The organism is Aliiroseovarius sp. CAU 1755, from assembly GCF_054482655.1.
The window spans coordinates 438,889-457,076 of record NZ_JBTLRH010000002.1; the positions used below are offsets into that span (position 1 = coordinate 438,889).

Here is an 18,188-nt window from a genome sequence, read left to right on the forward strand (position 1 = left end):
CTGAATAGGAGCAAAGATCCCGCGAAAATCGGGCAAAGATTTCGCGATCGAAGATAAAAACCCAACAAAAAAGCCCGCCAAAGCGAGCTTAGAACAACGCGGTTTTTTGGAAAATCAGGCAGATTATCTGCTGGCGATCAAGGCGCTGACATCGACATAGATGGACGAAATTCCTGTCCTTTCTGGATGCCGAAACCCTGGGCTTTTTCCGTCCAGAATGTTCTGAAAAAGCAGCTCGAACCGCCCTGCCCCTCGCTGACTTGCATAAGATAACTGGTGAAGCGTGTCTGAGGACAAATCTTCAAGGACAGGTAAATCACTGATGCGTGTCAGGATATCATCCAGGTGTTTTTTGCCGAAAACCACATTGCGAACAGAACCCCGCTCAGTCCTCGGAACTAACGGAAGGATTGCACCGATCCTATAGAGCGTTTCGACCTGCCCCTTCGATGCACCTAGATATGTGGGCACATCGTGAAGCGGAATCGCGCTCTTGAACGCTTCAATCAGGGGAACTGTCTTCTCTGCCTCGAAGATCATGTTTCCGGCATCGATTTCGGTCGCGTCCTCAGGTATCAAACCAAGCTTTTTTAGGAGGCGGGCAAGACGAGGGCGACGAATGCCGACTGCAAAGGACAGGCTATACAGCGTATGAAACTTCCGTTCAGAGATTTCCAAACCAAGCAACATTGTACCAGGCTCAACGGCGGTGTTCTTGACGATATGGTCCCGAAGAATGTCACGGATTGGACCGGGGTCAATGGAATTGCTCCGTCGGTCGAGCCAGTCATAAAGCTTGCCATAGTGGGCCAGTGGACCTGCCTGCACCGCCGTAGCTGGTGACTGCGCACGTATTGTGTCGAGTGCTTCTTCTACAGCGCCGCGGCCGTCGACATAGATCGAAAAACCGATATCTGTCGCCTCTTCCATCTGCGCCGAAGAGAGGTTCTTCAACGCAACCTTATGTCCATGTTGCAGAACTGCGCCGAGCATCTCTGATGCGCCGAGAACCTGCTCCAGTGATTGGCCTTCAAGCCATTTACTTTCATCAGGAAACCCAGATGTCAGACGCGCACGCAACCAGCTCAGGTACTCAGGAATTTCAGGCGTCGCTGGGCGCCGCGCCTCAATCCTATGCTGCCCAGTTGCGCGACGGACACTGGTTTCTCCGCGAAACGGGACGTCCTCCAGCCACAACGAATGCAGGTCGCAGCGGGCCACATGGCGAAAGCCCCAGATCACCCGAAACCGCCGATCAGCAATGTCTCCGTCTTCCTCCAAGCAGACAGGGCAGCACCGGGCCACGCGTGGGCTCAGAAAGTTCTTGGAGACCGGCTCTCCACGAAATGAAGCTCCGCGCTGCAAGACACGAATGGCCGCCTTGTGGGCTTCGACTTGGTGCAATCCCGTGGCCCCTGCAAAGGCTGAGACCGCGTCCTCGCGTCCGGATGTAAAATGCTCAATATTAATCCCAAGATCTTTGACCAGACGCTCCATACCGCAGCCTGTGTGCATCATCGACAACCGGTCTGCATACGACAGCAATGTTTCATCTCGATCAAAATTAAGGCTTGGCCAGAGGGTCATGACTGCCCCCAACCGATCGCCGTTAATTCTGTCCTCACAGCATCCCAATCGCCCCCATCGAATGGGGTCACATCGAGACCCGAGTTCGATTTACGGTAAACACGTTCGGCAGCGGCCAAAGTGATGGCGTCCTGTTTTCGCATCAGTGCGGCGCGTAAGATGTCCTTGCCCAAAGCCACGCTTTTTCCGATCTGACCCTGCTCAGCAAACAAGATACGCTCGGCAATCGCATCCTCTTCTGCGACCTTTACCCCCATAACCCCAGCACATTTCATAAAGTTCTTACCAAAGGTTGCAGCGCTACGAGAGCCGGGGCGAATTTTGCTCAGAGTGTACTCACTGAAACGACGGAAGGTCTCCCCACTTTCTTCTGACATGATCGCTGTTCTCAAGCTCGGAACACCCGCGATAATTAGGGCCACCCTGTGCTCGGATTGCACGATATGTTTCAGCGCCTGAATGGCGGCGGGCCTGTCTCGTCCTGCACCAGCGCGAAAAATGTGGTGACACTCATCAATGATCAGTGCTTTGATGCCGACGAGACCAAAGCGATGCCTTGCCATCTCCCAGGAATCCGCGGCACGCAGCTTTGGGTTTACTTTCTCATAGCCGGTCTTCGCCAGAATAATCTCCCCCAGTTTCTTGATTGTCGCCTCAGGCGGGACCGCGATGTAGAGTGCATTGCCACCCTCATTGACTTTGAATTCGGTCAAGACAGGGTCCACCCGGAGGGCCCGTTTCAACAACGCGGTCTTACCGTTCCCTGATTGACCAAGGACCATTAGCCCCTTAGTTTCATCGGTTAGCGGATCATGATGCGGTTCAGCTGTCCTTTGGCCGTCATCATCCATCTTAAAGATGTCGATCAGACTGTCTTCAAAATCGCGTTCAACTCCAAATTTCCAATATCTTTGGTCCAGCCAAGCTAATTTTTCGGTCAAAGAGACCGGGATGTTATTCTTCATTTCGTTCATTTTTACTCCATTGAATCGTCGTCATATTCGGGGTTGCCGTCGTCTAAATGGCTCGCCAAATTCGCTTTTGGTTCGGCCCTATTACGTGAAACCTGATCAGTACCGCTGTCCCGATCATCAAGTAGACCGCGATAGGGTCCAGCTTTGTGACGCCGCTCTGCCGTGTCAGCGTGACGGATGAACCTTTCAACGTCCTTGCGTAGCTCGGCAGGTGTCTTGGGGAGAGATATCAGCCCTTTTAGCCGTTTCAGCCGGACGGACTCAGCGGTCACATCCAAGAGAAAGTCGCGCCGAGCGCGCCGTTCTTCAGGGTCTTCACCTTCTTGTTCATCAAGCCATTCGAGCAAGTCTGTGTCGGTCTTGCCGATCCACCTTTCGTCTTTAGCCGTGACAGTGAACCAGGGTCCGTCGTCACAGCGGGCGCTGATGGTACCGATGTCTCCATCCCAACGGAGGAACTCAAAGTGCTCCACCTCGGTGTCCACGAACTTCTCCAGAAGAGCGTCAATCTGATAGTCGATGTGACAGATACGAAGACCATTGCGGCTCAGCTTCCGGCGACCGGGAACCCCGAAAACTTCACGCATTTCGTCGCTTGTCAGGGAACGGGGATGGCATTCATTGATCGCCTTCTCCCAAGCCTGTCTCGGCGACATGCCAAGCCCCTCATGTTTTTTGGTGTGATAGGCATCGACCGTCCAACGTGTCAGCCAGCCCAAAAAAGCCTCCAATGTCAGCGTTGCGCGCTCAGCGGGATCGTTATCTGCACGTTCGACCACGTTGCTGAAGGCACGTCCAGAAAAGCGAACCAATAGATCGCTGTGGATGGTGCGAAAGACGCGTTCAATGAACGGCTTCAACCAAGGCTTGCCCGCAGGTGCGCCCATGTTGGTAATCCCGAGGCTGCTCAGAATTTCGTAGGCATCGTCGGTGACGTATCCCGGGCCACGGTCCAACACGACCATTTCGGGAGCGCCAGACATTGGCCAGTCGAACTTGGCGCCGGCCGCGTCCGCGATCGAATTCTTATCCGAGTAGATCATTTCTAAGGTGTGACGCAGCGGACTTTCAGTGCCAGCTGGCACAATCTGAAGTGCAAGCAGGCAGCGTGTATGTACGTCAATTGCCGCAGATAGCGTCACCCGCCGCGCAGCCCCGTCTAGGCCAAGTATATCTTTGATCGATCTAGGCAAATGCTTGAATAGTTTGGTGCATTGCATGAGTACGAAGAGATCAACGGTATACTCGTCGATTTCGACACGTTGCAATGCACGAGATGTCTCGATCCCGACGCCAAGGCCGTGGAAATGATTATATGCCTTGTCCCAGCCATGCTTCCGTATCTTATGATCAAGCGGCGCATTTTCCTTGATCAGTTTAAGTACATAGTCATAGCCCGGCCGTGGCATTTTGGCTTCTGGGATAGGCTGGCGCTCACGCCGTTCGTTTTCAGCATCAATCCACGCTTGGACGCTTTCGACCACCGACTTTACCGTGGGTCGCTCTTCATCCAGCAGCTCGAGTATGATGCTTACAATCGTGGCACGGGTGGCGTCGTCATAACGCTGGTACTTCCCGCAGTTTCGATAATTGTCGAACAGGCCATCATCGCCATGATCACGCCATAGCCAATACCACTTCCACATCGTGTGTCCGCATTTGAAGCCGTGGTGAAAATCAATAGCTTTCTCGCGTTCTTTCTTAGACCTTTGAGATCGCGTGCCCCCGCGCTTGCTATCGCGGATTGCGAGCCCAGCGAGATATTTGTCATAACGAAATTTACCATGCGCGACGATGTCAATGATTTTGTCGTCGAAATCGTCGCGCACAGGACGCAACATTCCGGTATCAAGCATTTCCTGAATAGCCAGTACGTATTCTTTTCTAAATCGCTGTCTAGCGACTTCCCGGGCTAGTCTTTCAACACGTCGGATGTGCGTCTTCGGATCGTGTGCATGGGCGCGCGGGCGCCTCAGTATTTTCAGGGTGCCGAATTTGTTCTCCGTGACGATCGCGTCATAGGACATCACACCACAGTCTGAGGCGTGGCACTCGCCTGTATCCGGATTTGTCCACTCGTCCCAGAAAATCAGATAACCTTCATCGCGCAGCTCGAGGACTCTGCCTGACCGCACACCAATGGCAAACTCACAGTCCTTCTCCAAAAGGACTTTGACCTTTTTCTGGAAGGGGGCCGCCATTATGCAGCCTCTCCACGCTCAATGAGCGTCTTTCCACGGATCTTCTCGGGGGCGAACAGCCGTGCGTGACCGAAGCGAATGGCCCGAGCTACGCTGAAGAAACCGCGCCCACCGAGTCCTACACTTGCAAGGAATTCACTGATTGAAATCGTTGCGTCAAGCCGAGACAGGCCCTCTGTGACGATCTTATCGATTTCAGGTTCTGGTTGGCGGGCGGCGTGAAAGAGTTCTGCATTATGCAGCTCGACCGGGCTGATGTTGCGTTCCGTAACAGTCGCCACTGCATCGCAAATATTGCCAATCGCGGCACTCTTCACAGCGCCGATCGTTGCTTGGTAGGCATAAGTTGTGGCAATCCGTTCCGGTTTAACAGAGATGCAAATTCTTTGACCACCCTTTGTAGTGAATCTAAAATCGAAGAAATGCTCACTCGAGGTGCCTCTGGGATGGCTAAATGGCAGTGATGCCAACTGCTCTTCGATATCGGCAAAGTCGTCGCGATAAATTAGGCAGATCGCCGTCTTGAATTCCGTGTAGCTGGCAAATCCAATGCGCTGAGGTTTGCCATTGATATTGTTATAGACAAACTCACCGACGAAATGGCCTTTTGAAGATTTTGGAATCTTGCGGACAGCGCGGCTCTTCGCCGGCGTCAGCATCAAGTGCTTTCTGGCTGCGCTCATAACCCTGTGCCTCCAGCACCGTGGCGGCCGCCGAATGAACTTCCTTCAGAGCGTTTTCCCATGGCCTCGCAGCGCCCGTACGCAATGCGACAAACACCACATTTGGGTTGTCTGCCGGGCAAACACCTTGCACCTCGGTTACCACTTATTGACCTCGGGATCGCCGCTTGATATTTTGTCTCGTCACCCATCGGGCACGTCTCCACTGGTCCGCGCCATCAAGATCCTGGGCGGTTATTTTTATTTATGAAGTGATGAACAGGACTTACTTTCCAAAGGGCCTCGAGGACCTTTTCGGTGTAGCAATCAACGTCTGGGCCCAAGGGCCATCACTTCGTCACGCCACGTACACGACGCAGTATTTGTTTACGTCTCCGTGACTGGAGATCTGATCATGGCCCATAAAGGACCGTTCATTTCAAGACAGGCTCAAAATGCACTTTCGCATCGTTGAGTCGAGTCATTTTTTATATTCAATTCATGTACTTAGCGAAAATCTTGACTGCTATTAAAACCTCAAACACACAGGTGCCTCCGATTTTCAAAGCTTAGTTCGTTTTCGCATTCACATCAGACATGAACATCCTTTGACCGATACCTATGGTGAGGCTTTAAATCTGGGAATAGGTCAGCAGAAACGAGATGTGGACGGACTGTCTACTTTGTTCAAATGCCTGACTGACCGGTACCGTGTGTCTGAAGGGCTTCAAGCAGCCAGAAGAAATGATCACGTCCACCCAACTCAATATTTGGTGGTAGGTTGATTGCCTCTGAGCAGATGCAGCGGCCAATGTGACCACCATCTTCAAGCAGAAGTTCATCCGTCAACAATTTGAGAATACGGCGCGCAGTTTCATAGGCCAATCCATGGCGATCTTTGAAATCATGCGCCCCGATGATGTCGAAGCTGCTCATCGTTGCTTTGCGTTTTATGATGTCCTCGGCAGCTAAGAAATATGTGAGCAGTTTTTTGTTCGCGCCATGTGCAAAAGTTCCGGCTGTCGCGGAAAAATGGTAGGCACATTTTCGGCAGCGATATGTTTTTCGCGCACTTTTCGGTGCGATATCTTGTGCATCGCACCGCGGGCAGAACACCCCGGACTGCCACCGCACTGCCTCGAAATGATCAACACAAGAATCACTATCTTGAAACTTAGCTTTTACCCCGCCTTCAGGAAGGCGATGAGCCAGCGACATCCAATGGATGCGCTCAATATCGCGTATGGACAAACCAGACTGCATGCTCACTCCATTACGAGAGTTATTCAGGCTCTAAAAGAGCAGCAACCCCATTCCGTAAAGCAGCATTTCATGCAACGTGCGGCGAAGGTCGGCTGTGAGCCCTCTTCGACCTATGCTGCATTTAGTTCGAACGTCAGCTAGCTGCGATCTACTCTAGGGTATCCCGCCATGAGTGTTTTGGTTGAAAACCCACCACCTTCTTAGCCTTCTTGTTGGAAAAGAAGGTCTTGTTGGCGCCCATTTCGCCGCGCACTTCGACGCCCTGATAGAACTGCTGGATGATTTCATCCGACGTGATGCCAACCGACGTATCGTCATTTGCAACGTTGAACACTTCGTAGCCCAGCCCGTTTGCCTTTAGGCAGCAATCGACCATATGCCCCAGATCACGTGCATCAATATAGGCAAATATATTACGGCGGCGAAGGGCCGGATCCTCAACAAAGGCCGGGAACATCTCGGCATATTCGTGCGGTTCAATCACATTGTTGATCCGCAACCCATAGATGTCGGCACCTGTGCGTGCCTGAAAGGACTTTGCCGTCATTTCGTTGCAGACTTTCGACATGGCATAACTGTCATGAGGGACGGTTGGATGGGTTTCATCGACGGGTACGAAATCCGGTTTTAGCTCTCCGTCCGCAAAGCAGATGGCATAAGTTGTTTCTGAGCTGGCAAAGATCACCTTGGGAATGGCCAGCTTCGTTGCGGCCTCGAGCACATTATAGGTGGTCAAAGTGTTCTGGCGAAAACACTCGCCGTCTGTGCCTATCATGACGCGGGGGATGGCGGCGAAATGCACAACGGCGTCATAAGTGGGGACGCCGGTGCCCGCGTCCAGTTCCCCGAATTCGACGAATTGGGACATGGCCCCGATGACTTGCCCTGCGTCGCAAAGATCAATCAGCAATTCCGGACAGTCGAGCCCTGAAGGCGTTTGATCGACATTCACAACATGATGACCTTGCTCCAGTAAGTGCCGGATCGCCCATTTTCCCGCCTTGCCGCTGCCGCCTGTAAAGAGAACTCGCATATTAACCTCCGATTTGAACATGTATGTGCTGTCTTGATTTGATCGTGATGTATGCCTTTTGAACGATGGGCCTCACACGCAAACCGTTCAATCAGACCGTCATTCCAACGCTTGCCTGCATCATGAATTGCGCTCCGATGGGACGTGTGGCGGCCCCGATTGCACGAGCCTTGCCGCCGATGCTGCCGCCTTCGATACGGGGTTGGATCAGGCCTCGGGTGTCTTGGGTCAAAACGTATCGGCGGACGCGGCTGACAAGATCGTCACGAACGCTGGCAGGGAAGGCGCCGTCGATTAAGATCGCTTCGAAATCGATGACGGAACATGTGGACAAGGCCGCTTTGGCAAGTTCTTGGGCGGTTTGGCCCAGCCAGGGGTCAACATAGCGTGACAAGTTGTGCCAGCTTTCTGGGTCAGACCACAGCTGATGCGGATCAAGATCGACCTCGCGAAGGCGCAATTCTAATTGATGGATCGACGCCATATCGACCAACTGCATGCTTTCACCGTTAGGCCCGATGCTGCGCAGTGACCCAAGCGCGCCCGCATTGCCTTTGCGCCCTTCAAAGACCGAGTTGTTCAAGACAATCCCGCCGCCGATAAATGCGCCAATAAAGAAATAGGCGTAGTCCCGAAATTCTTTGCCGCGACCGTAGGTGTGTTCGGCCTGACAGGCTGCAGTCGCGTCGTTCAACAAGAGCACAGGCAGTTGCGTTCGCAACTGCGCTTCTGCCTTAAGGTCAATGCCTTCCCAAGGTGCGATTGCTGCTGACATGTCCATGGATGGGTCGGGCCAGTTCCACATCTCGAAGGGGGCCGCGATCCCGATGCCGCAAATGCGCTTGGCATGCTCGGCGTCCATCGCATCCGTTATGCTTCGCACACCGTCCTCAAGGAATGTAAAAATGTCGGCTGGAACGGGCACGGGGTATGTCAATTGCCGTTCTTCCCGCAACTCGCCATTCAAATCAATCAGCACCAGATCAGTCGACCTGCGCCCGATCTTGAGGCCAAACGAGAACACGCCATTCGAAGCCAATCGCATCGGGATCGACGGCTTGCCGACCTTGCCCCGCACAGGGTCCCCACGTTCGAGAATCCCTTCACCTTCAAGGCGTCGAAGGATACTTGAGACCGTAGGCGGAGATAGCGCGGCCAGCTTCGAAAGATCGCTTCCTGGCATCGGACCATTACGCTGCAACAGCGACAATAAGAGCCGTTCGTTGTGATCGCGAACGCCCTTCTGGCTTAGACCGGTGCTGATTGATCTGATGAGTCCATCTTCCATACCGTGCACCATAACAGCCATATAATGCAGGTAAACATATTAATAAGAAAACTTAACTAACTAATTGACAGATGATTGAGAATCACGTCTCTTAGGGTCAAGCGACGGGAAATACCGGTCGCAATAACGTCGGGGTGGAGGCTCTGACTCATTACTTGTCTGGGAGGACATCATGAAAAAGTTGCTCATCGGCACTGCTCTTGCTGCCATTACATCTGCTGGTTCCGCTATGGCTGACAGCCACGCCGTTTCCGCGTGCTTGATCACCAAAACGGACACCAACCCATTCTTCGTCAAAATGCGCGAAGGCGCAGAAGCTGCTGCTACCGAGGCTGGTATCACGCTTCGTTCCTTTGCTGGTCAGGTTGACGGTGACCACGAAACACAAGTGGCCGCGATTGAAACCTGCATCCTTGACGGTGCATCCGGTATCTTGCTGACGGCGTCCGATACATCATCCATTGTTGGCGCTGTTCAACAGGCACGTGACGCGGGCCTTCTGGTTATCGCACTCGACACACCGCTTGATCCGGTTGACGCGGCTGACGCGACATTCGCGACAGACAATTTCCTTGCAGGTGAGCTGATCGGCCAGTGGGCTGCGGCGCAGCTTGGCGACGACGCGGCAAACGCGAAAATTGCTATGCTTGACCTTGCTGTTTCCCAGCCGACTGTTGGCGTTCTGCGCGATCAGGGCTTCTTGCAGGGCTTTGGCATTGACCTTGGCGACCCTGACAAATGGGGCGACGAAGATGATGCGCGCATCGTCGGCAACGACGTAACAGCCGGTAACGAAGAAGGCGGTCGTACTGCGATGGAAAACCTCCTCGCCGTTGATCCAGAAATCAACGTTGTCTACACCATCAACGAACCGGCCGCTGCGGGCGCATACGAAGCACTCCGTTCCATTGGTCGTGAAGACGATGTTCTAATCGTATCCGTAGATGGCGGTTGCCCTGGTGTTCAGAACATCGCCGACGGTGTGATCGGCGCAACGTCACAGCAGTACCCACTGCGCATGGCGGCCCTTGGTATTGAAGCCATTGCGGCATACGCAGCTGATGGCACACTGCCTGAGAACACGCCTGGCAAGGACTTCTTTGACACAGGTGTTGCTTTGGTCACAGATCAGCCAGCCGACGGCGTGGAAAGCATTTCTGTTGCCGAAGGCACAGACCTTTGCTGGGGCTAAGCCAAACCTCCCGCATCTTTTCATAGGTGCAACACTAGGGGCGGGTAATTTTCCCGCCCCTTTTTCCAAAGCGGGATATGATCCTGCATGATATCCAATTCATCACAAGGGGATCGAACAATGTCTGGCAACGCCGACGATTTTGAAGCCGCAATCAAGCCACCCGCAGCAGATACAGTGGCTTCGTTCAGCGAACGCAAAGGCTTTCTCGCGAGGTTGCAACACGCCTTGCATGTGAACCCTGCACTTGTGCCGCTGTTCGTCCTCCTTGTTTCAATCATCCTGTTCGCGCTTTTGTTGGGGTCGAGGTTCCTCTCTCCCTTCGCGCTGACATTGATCCTTCAACAAGTGCAGATCGTCGGCATCGTTGCTGCTGCTCAGAGCCTCGTGATCCTGACCGCGGGTATCGACCTCAGCGTTGGGGCAATCGCAGTTCTGTCCAGCGTCATCATGGGGCAGTTTACGTTCCGATACGGTATTCCGGTTGAGATCGCCGTTGTAATTGGCTTGACGTTCGGGACGTTGATCGGAACGTTCAACGGCTGGCTTGTGGCGGTGATGAAGCTCCCGCCGTTCATTGTCACTCTCGGCATGTGGCAGATCGTTCTGGCTGCTAACTTCCTATATTCCGCTAACGAAACGATCCGTGCGCAAGACATCGAGGAAAATGCGCCTTTGCTTCAGTTCCTTGGGACGACTTTCAAAGTTGGCGCGGACGAAGCCGGGCGGGGCGGGGCCACATTTACCTTTGGCGTCATTGCAATGGTCCTGATCTTTGCCTTCCTCGCCTATGCTCTTAAGCACACCGCTTGGGGCCGCCACATCTATGCGGTGGGTGATGACCCAGACGCGGCACAGCTTTCAGGTGTGAACGTCAAATTCACGCTGATCTCTGTCTATGCTTTCACAGGTTTCATCTGTGCCATCGCAGGGTGGGCGCTGATTGGCCGCATCGGGTCTGTCAGCCCGACATCCGGCCAACTGCTGAATATCGAAAGCATTACGGCTGTTGTGATTGGCGGCATCTCTTTGTTCGGCGGTCGCGGGTCAATCATGGGGCCGCTGTTTGGTGCCCTTATCGTTGGTGTCTTTACCCTTGGCCTGCGCCTTGCCGGTGCTGACGCACAGTGGACATTCCTCCTTATCGGCGCGCTCATCATCGGTGCTGTCGCAGTAGATCAGTGGATCAGAAAGGTTTCAGCATGACTTTGATGGAAAACATCGCGAATGGGTCGATTGAACCCATCCTCAAGGGCCGCGGGCTGGTCAAACGCTACGGCAAAGTAACCGCACTGGATCACTGTGACTTCGATCTCTATCCCGGTGAAATCCTCGCAGTGATCGGCGACAACGGGGCAGGTAAGTCGTCACTGATCAAAGCCGTCTCCGGGGCCGTCATCCCCGACGAAGGGGAGGTGTTTCTTGAAGGCAAACCAGTCCACTTCACGTCCCCCATTGATGCCCGCAAAGAAGGGATCGAAACGGTCTACCAGACCCTCGCCATGTCACCTGCTCTGTCCATTGCCGACAACATGTTCATGGGCCGCGAAATTCGCAAACCCGGCTTTCGCGGCAAATGGCTGCGCCAATTGGATCGCCCCAAGATGGAGCAAGTCGCTCGTGACAAACTGTCAGAGCTCGGCCTGATGACGATCCAAAACATCAACCAAGCGGTCGAGACGCTATCGGGTGGTCAACGTCAGGGTGTGGCTGTGGCGCGAGCTGCCGCATTCGGGTCCAAGGTGATCATCTTGGATGAACCCACAGCGGCCCTTGGCGTCAAAGAATCCCGCCGTGTGTTGGAATTGATCCTTGATGTCCGATCGCGCGGCATCCCGATCATCCTGATCAGCCACAACATGCCGCACGTGTTCGAAGTCGCTGATCGCATCCACGTTCATCGCCTCGGCAAACGTCTGTGTGTGATCGATCCGAAAGATTACACCATGTCCGACGCGGTTGCGTTCATGACAGGCGCAAAGGAAGCGCCGGCCTGATTTCGATCAGACTTGGATCGCTCTGCGCCAATCGCCGAAACCGGTCATTGGCGCAGGTGCAGCGAAAGCCCGCAAAGTCCCGCACAACGGACAATCATACTCCCGACTATGAATGTCCGCTGCGAGAAGTGACATGCCGCTGACGACCCACAACGACCAGACAAGAAATGAACGACAATGTGTTATCACTCCCTCGACCCGATCAACCGAGAGCCGGTCAAATTCTGCTAACGGTTTCATTTGTTAAGGAAATCGACGCCCGTTAAATGCAACCACCAGCTGTCATACATATGTCAGTCTGAGCTTGTGCCATCTGATCTTTTTGCCATTTGATAGGAGACCATGCGATCAGCAAATTCTTGAAGCTTCTGCTCTTCCGCAGCCGTCAGCTTGACTTGAAATTTTGACGGTTGTGGCGGACCGATGAACTCGGTTCGATCTTCCATCAACTCTTCGTAAGTCATCATCTTCATCTCAATGGTGACCGGGCGCCGATCATGTCCTTGTTCATCAAACCATGGTTCAAAAACACCACACGATAATTCGTCAATCAGCTCGATGAGCAGCAAGCGTTCATCGTTGTGCATCATTTCATAGTTCACAAAGCGCCATTGGCGTTTGTACGCTTCAAGCGCGTGCCAGGGTGTGATGACGTCCGTTTTGTACCACAACAAGTAAAACAGCTGAGGGAACTTCACCGGGTCGATTTCATCTGAACGTCGTTTCATATCAAAAATCCAGGTCTTCATCGTTCCATTCAGTGCCATCAGAAGACAGTGGCGGTGTCAGGCTGTTCAGAAAGCCCTGCCATTCTTGCTTCAGCTCAAGAGCTGGCTTTTCAGCTTCACGAGCTTCAACAGCGGTAGGCCGCAGAGCTTTGATCACGTCCCAGAGGTTGAAGTAGTACATGGGCTGCCCACCCGGCAGTTTGTCGTAAATGAAGTCAGTAACCTCCGGCACCAGAGAGCTCTTGTGAATGCGGTCCTGGCCTTCGTCTAAGAGATCCAGCGCATGCCTGAGCGCGCTCGCACGCAGCACATCGAGCTTACGAGCTTCGTCAAATGTCGGTGCCAAGTTGTCGACAATGTCAGCATTCGTGAGCTGCGTTTTACGACCAGATCGCTCGCAGATCATCTGCATGAGGTGTGGCGGTGTTGTTGTGACGTTAGCCAGGTCGTATCGCGGCTGTTTGAGCGCGTACTCGTACAATTTGGCTCTGTATTCTGAGAATATGGGCATCATCTTCCTCCGTCACTTTCGCCATTTACAACAGACCGGAGAGGCATTCTGATGAAGTTCACTGATAACTACATCCATTGGCCAAGCCGATCAGCTTAGGATGGTGCAAAGAAACGATCCTCCCTGGCTGGGGGCTACGAAACAATCTTAAAAGCATGATTTTATGCGGCGACACCGCGGAGAGCTAGCTTTTTCGCAAGGCTCACATGTTCAGATTTCGCGTTATTTCATTAGGCTCTGCCTTCCATAACCGACATTCATTTACCAGTTTTTCGCAAACCGAAATGATTGAAGGAAATTGCAAATTTGCACCAGGGTGCATTTCTTTCTCACCGTATTTCGTTGGACTAAACTGTCTGCTGGAGGTCCAATTCTCGGGGGCGCCTCGTAGATGATATGGAGGGAGCTCAGGACTCACTTACGAAGTGAACCCTCTGTTCATGCCTGATCCAAGTCATACAGACAAATGCCTTTGCCGGTCCTGAGGATATTGGAAATCCTCGGGATCTAGGATCAGGCTTTGTTTGGTTGGTTTGCGGCGGCATATATGGTGACAAAAGCGCGGATGCGGTCATATGCGTTCTTGCGCCGCTTGTTACCTTCCCTTTGGCGCATGACTCGTACGTCTTGGTCGCGTCGATCGGCCCCAGCAGCCAAATCTATACCCGCCTGCCCGTCCTAACTGGTCTCGTTCAGCAATGCGATTTCCTCCGGTGTTTTTGCAAGATCGGCCAAGATGGGGCAGTTGGGTCGGTGATCTCCCGCGCAAGCATCCACCAGGCGCGCCAGCGTTGCGCGCATTTCTGTCAACTCGTTTATTTTCCCGTCAATCTGATCAAGATGCTCTTCGGCGATCTGCTTGACCTCAGCGCTGCTGCGATCATCGTCCTCGTAGAGCTTCAGCAGATTCCGGCAATCTTCAATGCTAAATCCGAGTGCTCGGGCTCGTCCCAAGAATGCCAACTTGTGTACGTCGCGGTCACGAAAGCTGCGATAGCCATTGGCGCTGCGCAACGGCGTTACCAATCCGATATCCTCATAGTAGCGGATTGTCTTGGCTGGTAATCCAGATCGGTTTGCGACATCTCCGATATTCATTTTGATATCCTTCTTATTCGGCTGGAACAGGGGAAAGGCTGGCTGCGGGGTGAACATTCTTAGTCTCGTCCATGGCGGGGCGAACGCTGCGAAGCCGCAATGCGTTGGTCAGAACAAAGACCGAGGAGAGCGCCATCGCTCCCGCAGCCAAGACGGGCGACAGCAACAGACCGGCTACCGGATAAAGGACACCCGCCGCCACGGGGATCAGCGCGACATTGTAGCCGAAGGCCCAGAACAGGTTTTGCCGAATGTTGCGCATGGTGCGGGTGGAGACTTCGAACGCATTAACCACACCGCGCAGATCGCCCGACATCAGCACAACGTCGGCGGATTCGATGGCCACATCGGTTCCGGTTCCGATGGCGATGCCTACATCTGCATGGGCGAGAGCCGGGGCATCGTTGATCCCGTCGCCGACGAAGGCGATTTGCCGCCCGTTCCCGCGCAATTCGTCCAGTGCTTCGACTTTGCCATCCGGCAATACGCCTGCAATCACGTGGTCGATGCCTGTTTCACGAGCGATTGCTTCTGCGGTTTCGCGTTTGTCACCAGTGATCATGGCGACCTTCAGCCCCAGATTGTGCAGCGCGCGGATGGCCGCTGCACTGGCAGGTTTTACGGGGTCGGCCACAGCAATCACGGCGGCCAAACGCCCGTCGATGGCTGCAAAAAGCGCGGTGCGGCCTTGCTCTGCGAGACGCCGTTCTTCATCGGCCAACAGGCCAATCTCAACCCCTTCGCGTGTCATCAAGCGGTCGGCTCCGACCAAGACGTCACGTCCAGCCACATCTGCACGTACGCCGTGCCCTGTGATAGATTTGAATTTTTCGATCTCATGTCGTGCGACGTTTTCAGCACGCGCGGCCCGAACGATAGCATCGGCGACAGGATGTTCCGACTGCTCTTCGACCGCAGCGATAAGCGCCAAGACCTCGGCCCTCTCAAACCCGTCGGACAAAACCAGATCGGTCAGTTCGGGGCGGCCCTCGGTCACGGTGCCGGTCTTGTCGACGGCCACGACGCTGACGTTGGACAATTGCTGCAGCGCATCACCCTTGCGAAACAGCACTCCCATCTGCGCCGCACGTCCGGTGCCGACCATGATCGAGGTCGGCGTGGCCAAACCCATCGCACAGGGGCAAGCGATGATCAGCACGGACACGCCGGCCACAAGAGCATAGGAAAGCGCTGGGGAAGGGCCGACGACCAGCCAGACCAGAACGGTCAGCGCCGCAAATACCATCACTGCAGGCACGAACCACAGCGTGATCCGGTCCACCATGCCCTGAATCGGCAGCTTTGCCCCCTGCGCCTCTTCGACCATGCGGATGATCTGCGCCAGTGTGGTGTCGGCGCCGACGCGGGTGGCGCGGAACTGAAAGGCGCCGGTGCCATTGACGGTGCCGCCGGTGACCGGATCGCCAGTCGTCTTGGCCACGGGCACCGGTTCGCCCGTAATCATGCTTTCATCGACGCGCGCGCTGCCGTCGGTCACTTCGCCGTCCACGGCAATCCGCTCGCCTGGGCGCACGACAAGGATATCGCCCGTGCGGATACGTTCGATGGCAACATCTTGTGGCTCCCCATCCACCAACACTCGCGCGGTGCGCGCCTGCAGGCCCAACAATTTCTGGATCGCCGCCCCGGTGCGGCCCTTGGCCCGTGCTTCCATCCAGCGGCCAAGAAGGATCAACACCACAATCACGGCAGCCGCTTCGAAATAGACGGCCCGCGAGGCTTCGGGCAGCAGATCCGGGGCAAACAGCGCCACCAACGAATAGAGATAGGCCGCCGAGGTGCCGACCGCGACAAGGCTGTTCATATCCGGCGCCCCTTTGAATAAGGCCGGAAAGCCCTTGGTGTAGAAGGCGCGACCCGGCCAGGCCAAAACAACCGTGGTCAGCACGAACTGAATCAGCCAGCTTGTCTGATGCCCGATGGTGCGCCCGATCAGGTCATGCGCCCCCGGCACCACATGCGCGCCCATTTCCAGCAAAAAGACCGGCATGGCAAAGGCGGCGGCCAGCGCGGTTTTTCGCGCCATCGCCCTGGCCTCGATGTCTTTGCGGGCGCTGCGATCCTCGGCAACGGTCTCTTCTGCCGGTTCCGCCGGATAGCCCGCCTCCTCGGCCGCCTTCAGCAGATCGGCCAGCGCCACGACACCTTCGGCGTAGCTGACGGTCGCGGTTTCCGAGGCGAGGTTGACGTTGACATCCAGGACGCCCGGCACCGCCGCCAACGCCTTGTCCACCCGCCCTACACAAGAGGCGCAGGACATTGAGGCCACATTCAGACGCACACTTTCGGTCCGCGCAGGATAGCCCACCTCGTCGAGCGCCAACATGATGTCGGATAACCGCTCAGGTGCATCGACCGTCGCCTGCACGGTCTCGCTGGCGAGATTCACATGGACGTCATTAACACCCGGAAGCGCTGACAGGGTTCGCTCGACCCGTCCGACGCAGGAGGCGCAGGTCATGTTTTGCACGGAAAGCCGAAGGGTTTGAGAGGTTGACATGGACGACTCCTGAGTATGTTTAACCCATAGATAGGGGTTCCACTTACTGGAAGGTCAATAGGGTTGCGGGTATTTCCTCGGCCCTTGACCTTCCCACGGTGGAAGACCTCACTTAAAGGAACATTCAGAGGAGACAGACATGACCAGATTGAGCATTCCGGATATGAACTGCGGGCACTGCACCGCTGCCATCGAAAAGGCAATCAAGACAATCGACCCAACCGCCAGGGTTTCCTGTGACCTTAGGGCGCATATTGTGGAGGTGGAGAGCTTCTTGAGCGAGCGAGCCGTTTCCGAAGCAATTCGCGATGCCGGATATGACGTAAAGGCACCGGCCGCGACCTGATACGGAAATTGGCGCCGATGAGTTCGGCGCCATTTCATCACGTGACTGAGGCGCGAGATCAGTCGCTTTCCCGTGTCTTGTCGACCAGAGCCTCAAGTTGCTCCTGCTCGACAAAGCCGGGCACGAGGTCTTCGCCAATCACGAAAGATGGCGTTCCGTTGAAGCCAAGCGCTTGTGTCAGACGCATTGACACGTCGATATGCTCCTGCACCTCGGGTGCTTCCATATCGACACGAAGCTGCTCGACATCAAGCCCGATTTCCTCGGCCAAGCGCATGACTGACGCTTCTTCGGCGCGTTCTTTCATGCCCATCAACGCCCAGTGAAGCTCATCGTATTTGCCCTGCTCTCTTGCGGCCAGTGCGGCTTTGGCTGCAAATACCGAACCATCGCTGAGAATGGGCCATTCACGATAGACGAGCCGGACATTCGGGTCGGCGTCGAGCAGTCCTTGAACTTCGGACATGGCCCGCTTGCAGTAAGGGCAGTTGTAGTCGAAGAACTCCACGACGGTTACATCGCCCTCGGGATTTCCCAGAATTGGCGCGTTCGGATCATGCTCGAGCAACTGGCGCTGGTTTTTAAGAACGTCCGCTGCCGTCTCAGCCTGGGAGGCCGCCTGCGCCTGTTCGAGCAACTGGACTGCTTCCATGATGATCTGAGGGTTTTCACGGATCGCTTCCAGCGCCAGCTCTTTGATCCGCGCATCGCTCAACTCCTGTGCGAAGCTGGCGATCGGCGCAATGGCCAAGCCAAGCGCCAAGGCGGTGCTTTTCGTTCGGTGCAT

General features: G+C 54.8%; 16 protein-coding genes. 4 read left to right on the forward strand and 12 right to left on the reverse strand.

Translation table 11 applies throughout. The annotated features are described in order from the left end of the window. Positions 1–123: 123 nt before the first annotated feature. The 7 genes from ACXYMP_RS09275 to ACXYMP_RS09305 form a co-directional block, all read right to left on the reverse strand. A complete protein-coding gene (locus tag ACXYMP_RS09275; protein WP_281502633.1) occupies positions 124–1,587 on the reverse strand; it encodes a TniQ family protein in 1,464 nt (487 codons plus the stop codon). Then, positions 1,584–2,561: a TniB family NTP-binding protein gene (locus ACXYMP_RS09280; protein WP_247034246.1), complete on the reverse strand. Its 978-nt coding sequence runs from the start codon at positions 2,559–2,561 to the stop codon at positions 1,584–1,586. Before ACXYMP_RS09280 ends, ACXYMP_RS09275 begins: the two co-directional genes overlap by 4 nt. Positions 2,562–2,563: 2 nt before the next feature. After that, on the reverse strand, positions 2,564–4,762 hold the full coding sequence (locus ACXYMP_RS09285) for a hypothetical protein (protein WP_247034244.1): 2,199 nt from the start codon (positions 4,760–4,762) through the stop codon (positions 2,564–2,566). Further along, positions 4,762–5,445 (reverse strand): PDDEXK family nuclease, encoded by a 684-nt coding sequence (locus ACXYMP_RS09290; RefSeq protein ID WP_247034242.1) that lies wholly within the window; start codon positions 5,443–5,445, stop codon positions 4,762–4,764. Before ACXYMP_RS09290 ends, ACXYMP_RS09285 begins: the two co-directional genes overlap by 1 nt. Positions 5,446–6,111: 666 nt before the next feature. Next, the gene (locus ACXYMP_RS09295) at positions 6,112–6,687 is read right to left on the reverse strand and encodes a transposase (RefSeq protein WP_247034239.1); all 576 of its coding nucleotides are present in this window, start codon (positions 6,685–6,687) and stop codon (positions 6,112–6,114) included. Between the two features lie 148 nt (positions 6,688–6,835). Next, the gene (locus tag ACXYMP_RS09300; RefSeq protein WP_247033937.1) at positions 6,836–7,720 is read right to left on the reverse strand and encodes an NAD-dependent epimerase/dehydratase family protein; all 885 of its coding nucleotides are present in this window, start codon (positions 7,718–7,720) and stop codon (positions 6,836–6,838) included. Between the two features lie 91 nt (positions 7,721–7,811). Next, a complete protein-coding gene (locus ACXYMP_RS09305; RefSeq protein ID WP_247033935.1) occupies positions 7,812–9,008 on the reverse strand; it encodes an ROK family transcriptional regulator in 1,197 nt (398 codons plus the stop codon). Between the two features lie 172 nt (positions 9,009–9,180). On the opposite strand from ACXYMP_RS09305, the gene ACXYMP_RS09310 reads away from it, so the two are divergent. From ACXYMP_RS09310 to ACXYMP_RS09320, 3 genes are all read left to right on the forward strand, one after another. Then, the gene (locus ACXYMP_RS09310; RefSeq protein ID WP_247033933.1) at positions 9,181–10,200 is read left to right on the forward strand and encodes a sugar ABC transporter substrate-binding protein; all 1,020 of its coding nucleotides are present in this window, start codon (positions 9,181–9,183) and stop codon (positions 10,198–10,200) included. Between the two features lie 120 nt (positions 10,201–10,320). Then, positions 10,321–11,406, forward strand: a complete 1,086-nt coding sequence (locus ACXYMP_RS09315; protein ID WP_247033931.1) for an ABC transporter permease — start codon at positions 10,321–10,323, stop codon at positions 11,404–11,406. After that, positions 11,403–12,197, forward strand: coding sequence for an ATP-binding cassette domain-containing protein (locus tag ACXYMP_RS09320; protein WP_247033929.1), 795 nt, complete (start codon positions 11,403–11,405; stop codon positions 12,195–12,197). The genes ACXYMP_RS09315 and ACXYMP_RS09320 overlap by 4 nt, the downstream gene beginning before the upstream one ends. A 293-nt stretch (positions 12,198–12,490) precedes the next feature. Here the strand turns inward: ACXYMP_RS09320 and ACXYMP_RS09325 are convergent, their stop codons facing one another. From ACXYMP_RS09325 to ACXYMP_RS09340, 4 genes are all read right to left on the reverse strand, one after another. Then, positions 12,491–12,946, reverse strand: coding sequence for a hypothetical protein (locus ACXYMP_RS09325; protein ID WP_247034235.1), 456 nt, complete (start codon positions 12,944–12,946; stop codon positions 12,491–12,493). Then, complete coding sequence (locus ACXYMP_RS09330) at positions 12,927–13,436, reverse strand: hypothetical protein (RefSeq protein ID WP_248364190.1); 510 nt, start codon at positions 13,434–13,436, stop codon at positions 12,927–12,929. Before ACXYMP_RS09330 ends, ACXYMP_RS09325 begins: the two co-directional genes overlap by 20 nt. Before the next feature lie 678 nt (positions 13,437–14,114). Continuing rightward, a complete protein-coding gene (cueR, locus tag ACXYMP_RS09335; RefSeq protein WP_247038660.1) occupies positions 14,115–14,534 on the reverse strand; it encodes a Cu(I)-responsive transcriptional regulator in 420 nt (139 codons plus the stop codon). Positions 14,535–14,547: 13 nt separating this feature from the next. Beyond that, positions 14,548–17,055: a heavy metal translocating P-type ATPase gene (locus ACXYMP_RS09340; protein ID WP_247034231.1), complete on the reverse strand. Its 2,508-nt coding sequence runs from the start codon at positions 17,053–17,055 to the stop codon at positions 14,548–14,550. Between the two features lie 139 nt (positions 17,056–17,194). Between ACXYMP_RS09340 and ACXYMP_RS09345 the strand changes: the two genes are divergently transcribed. Beyond that, the gene (locus ACXYMP_RS09345) at positions 17,195–17,401 is read left to right on the forward strand and encodes a heavy-metal-associated domain-containing protein (protein WP_247034223.1); all 207 of its coding nucleotides are present in this window, start codon (positions 17,195–17,197) and stop codon (positions 17,399–17,401) included. A 58-nt stretch (positions 17,402–17,459) separates the two neighbouring features. Here ACXYMP_RS09345 and ACXYMP_RS09350 read toward each other — a convergent pair whose 3' ends face one another. Beyond that, positions 17,460–18,188 carry a DsbA family protein gene (locus ACXYMP_RS09350; RefSeq protein WP_247034221.1) on the reverse strand — a complete coding sequence of 243 codons (729 nt, stop codon included), beginning with the start codon at positions 18,186–18,188 and terminating at the stop codon, positions 17,460–17,462.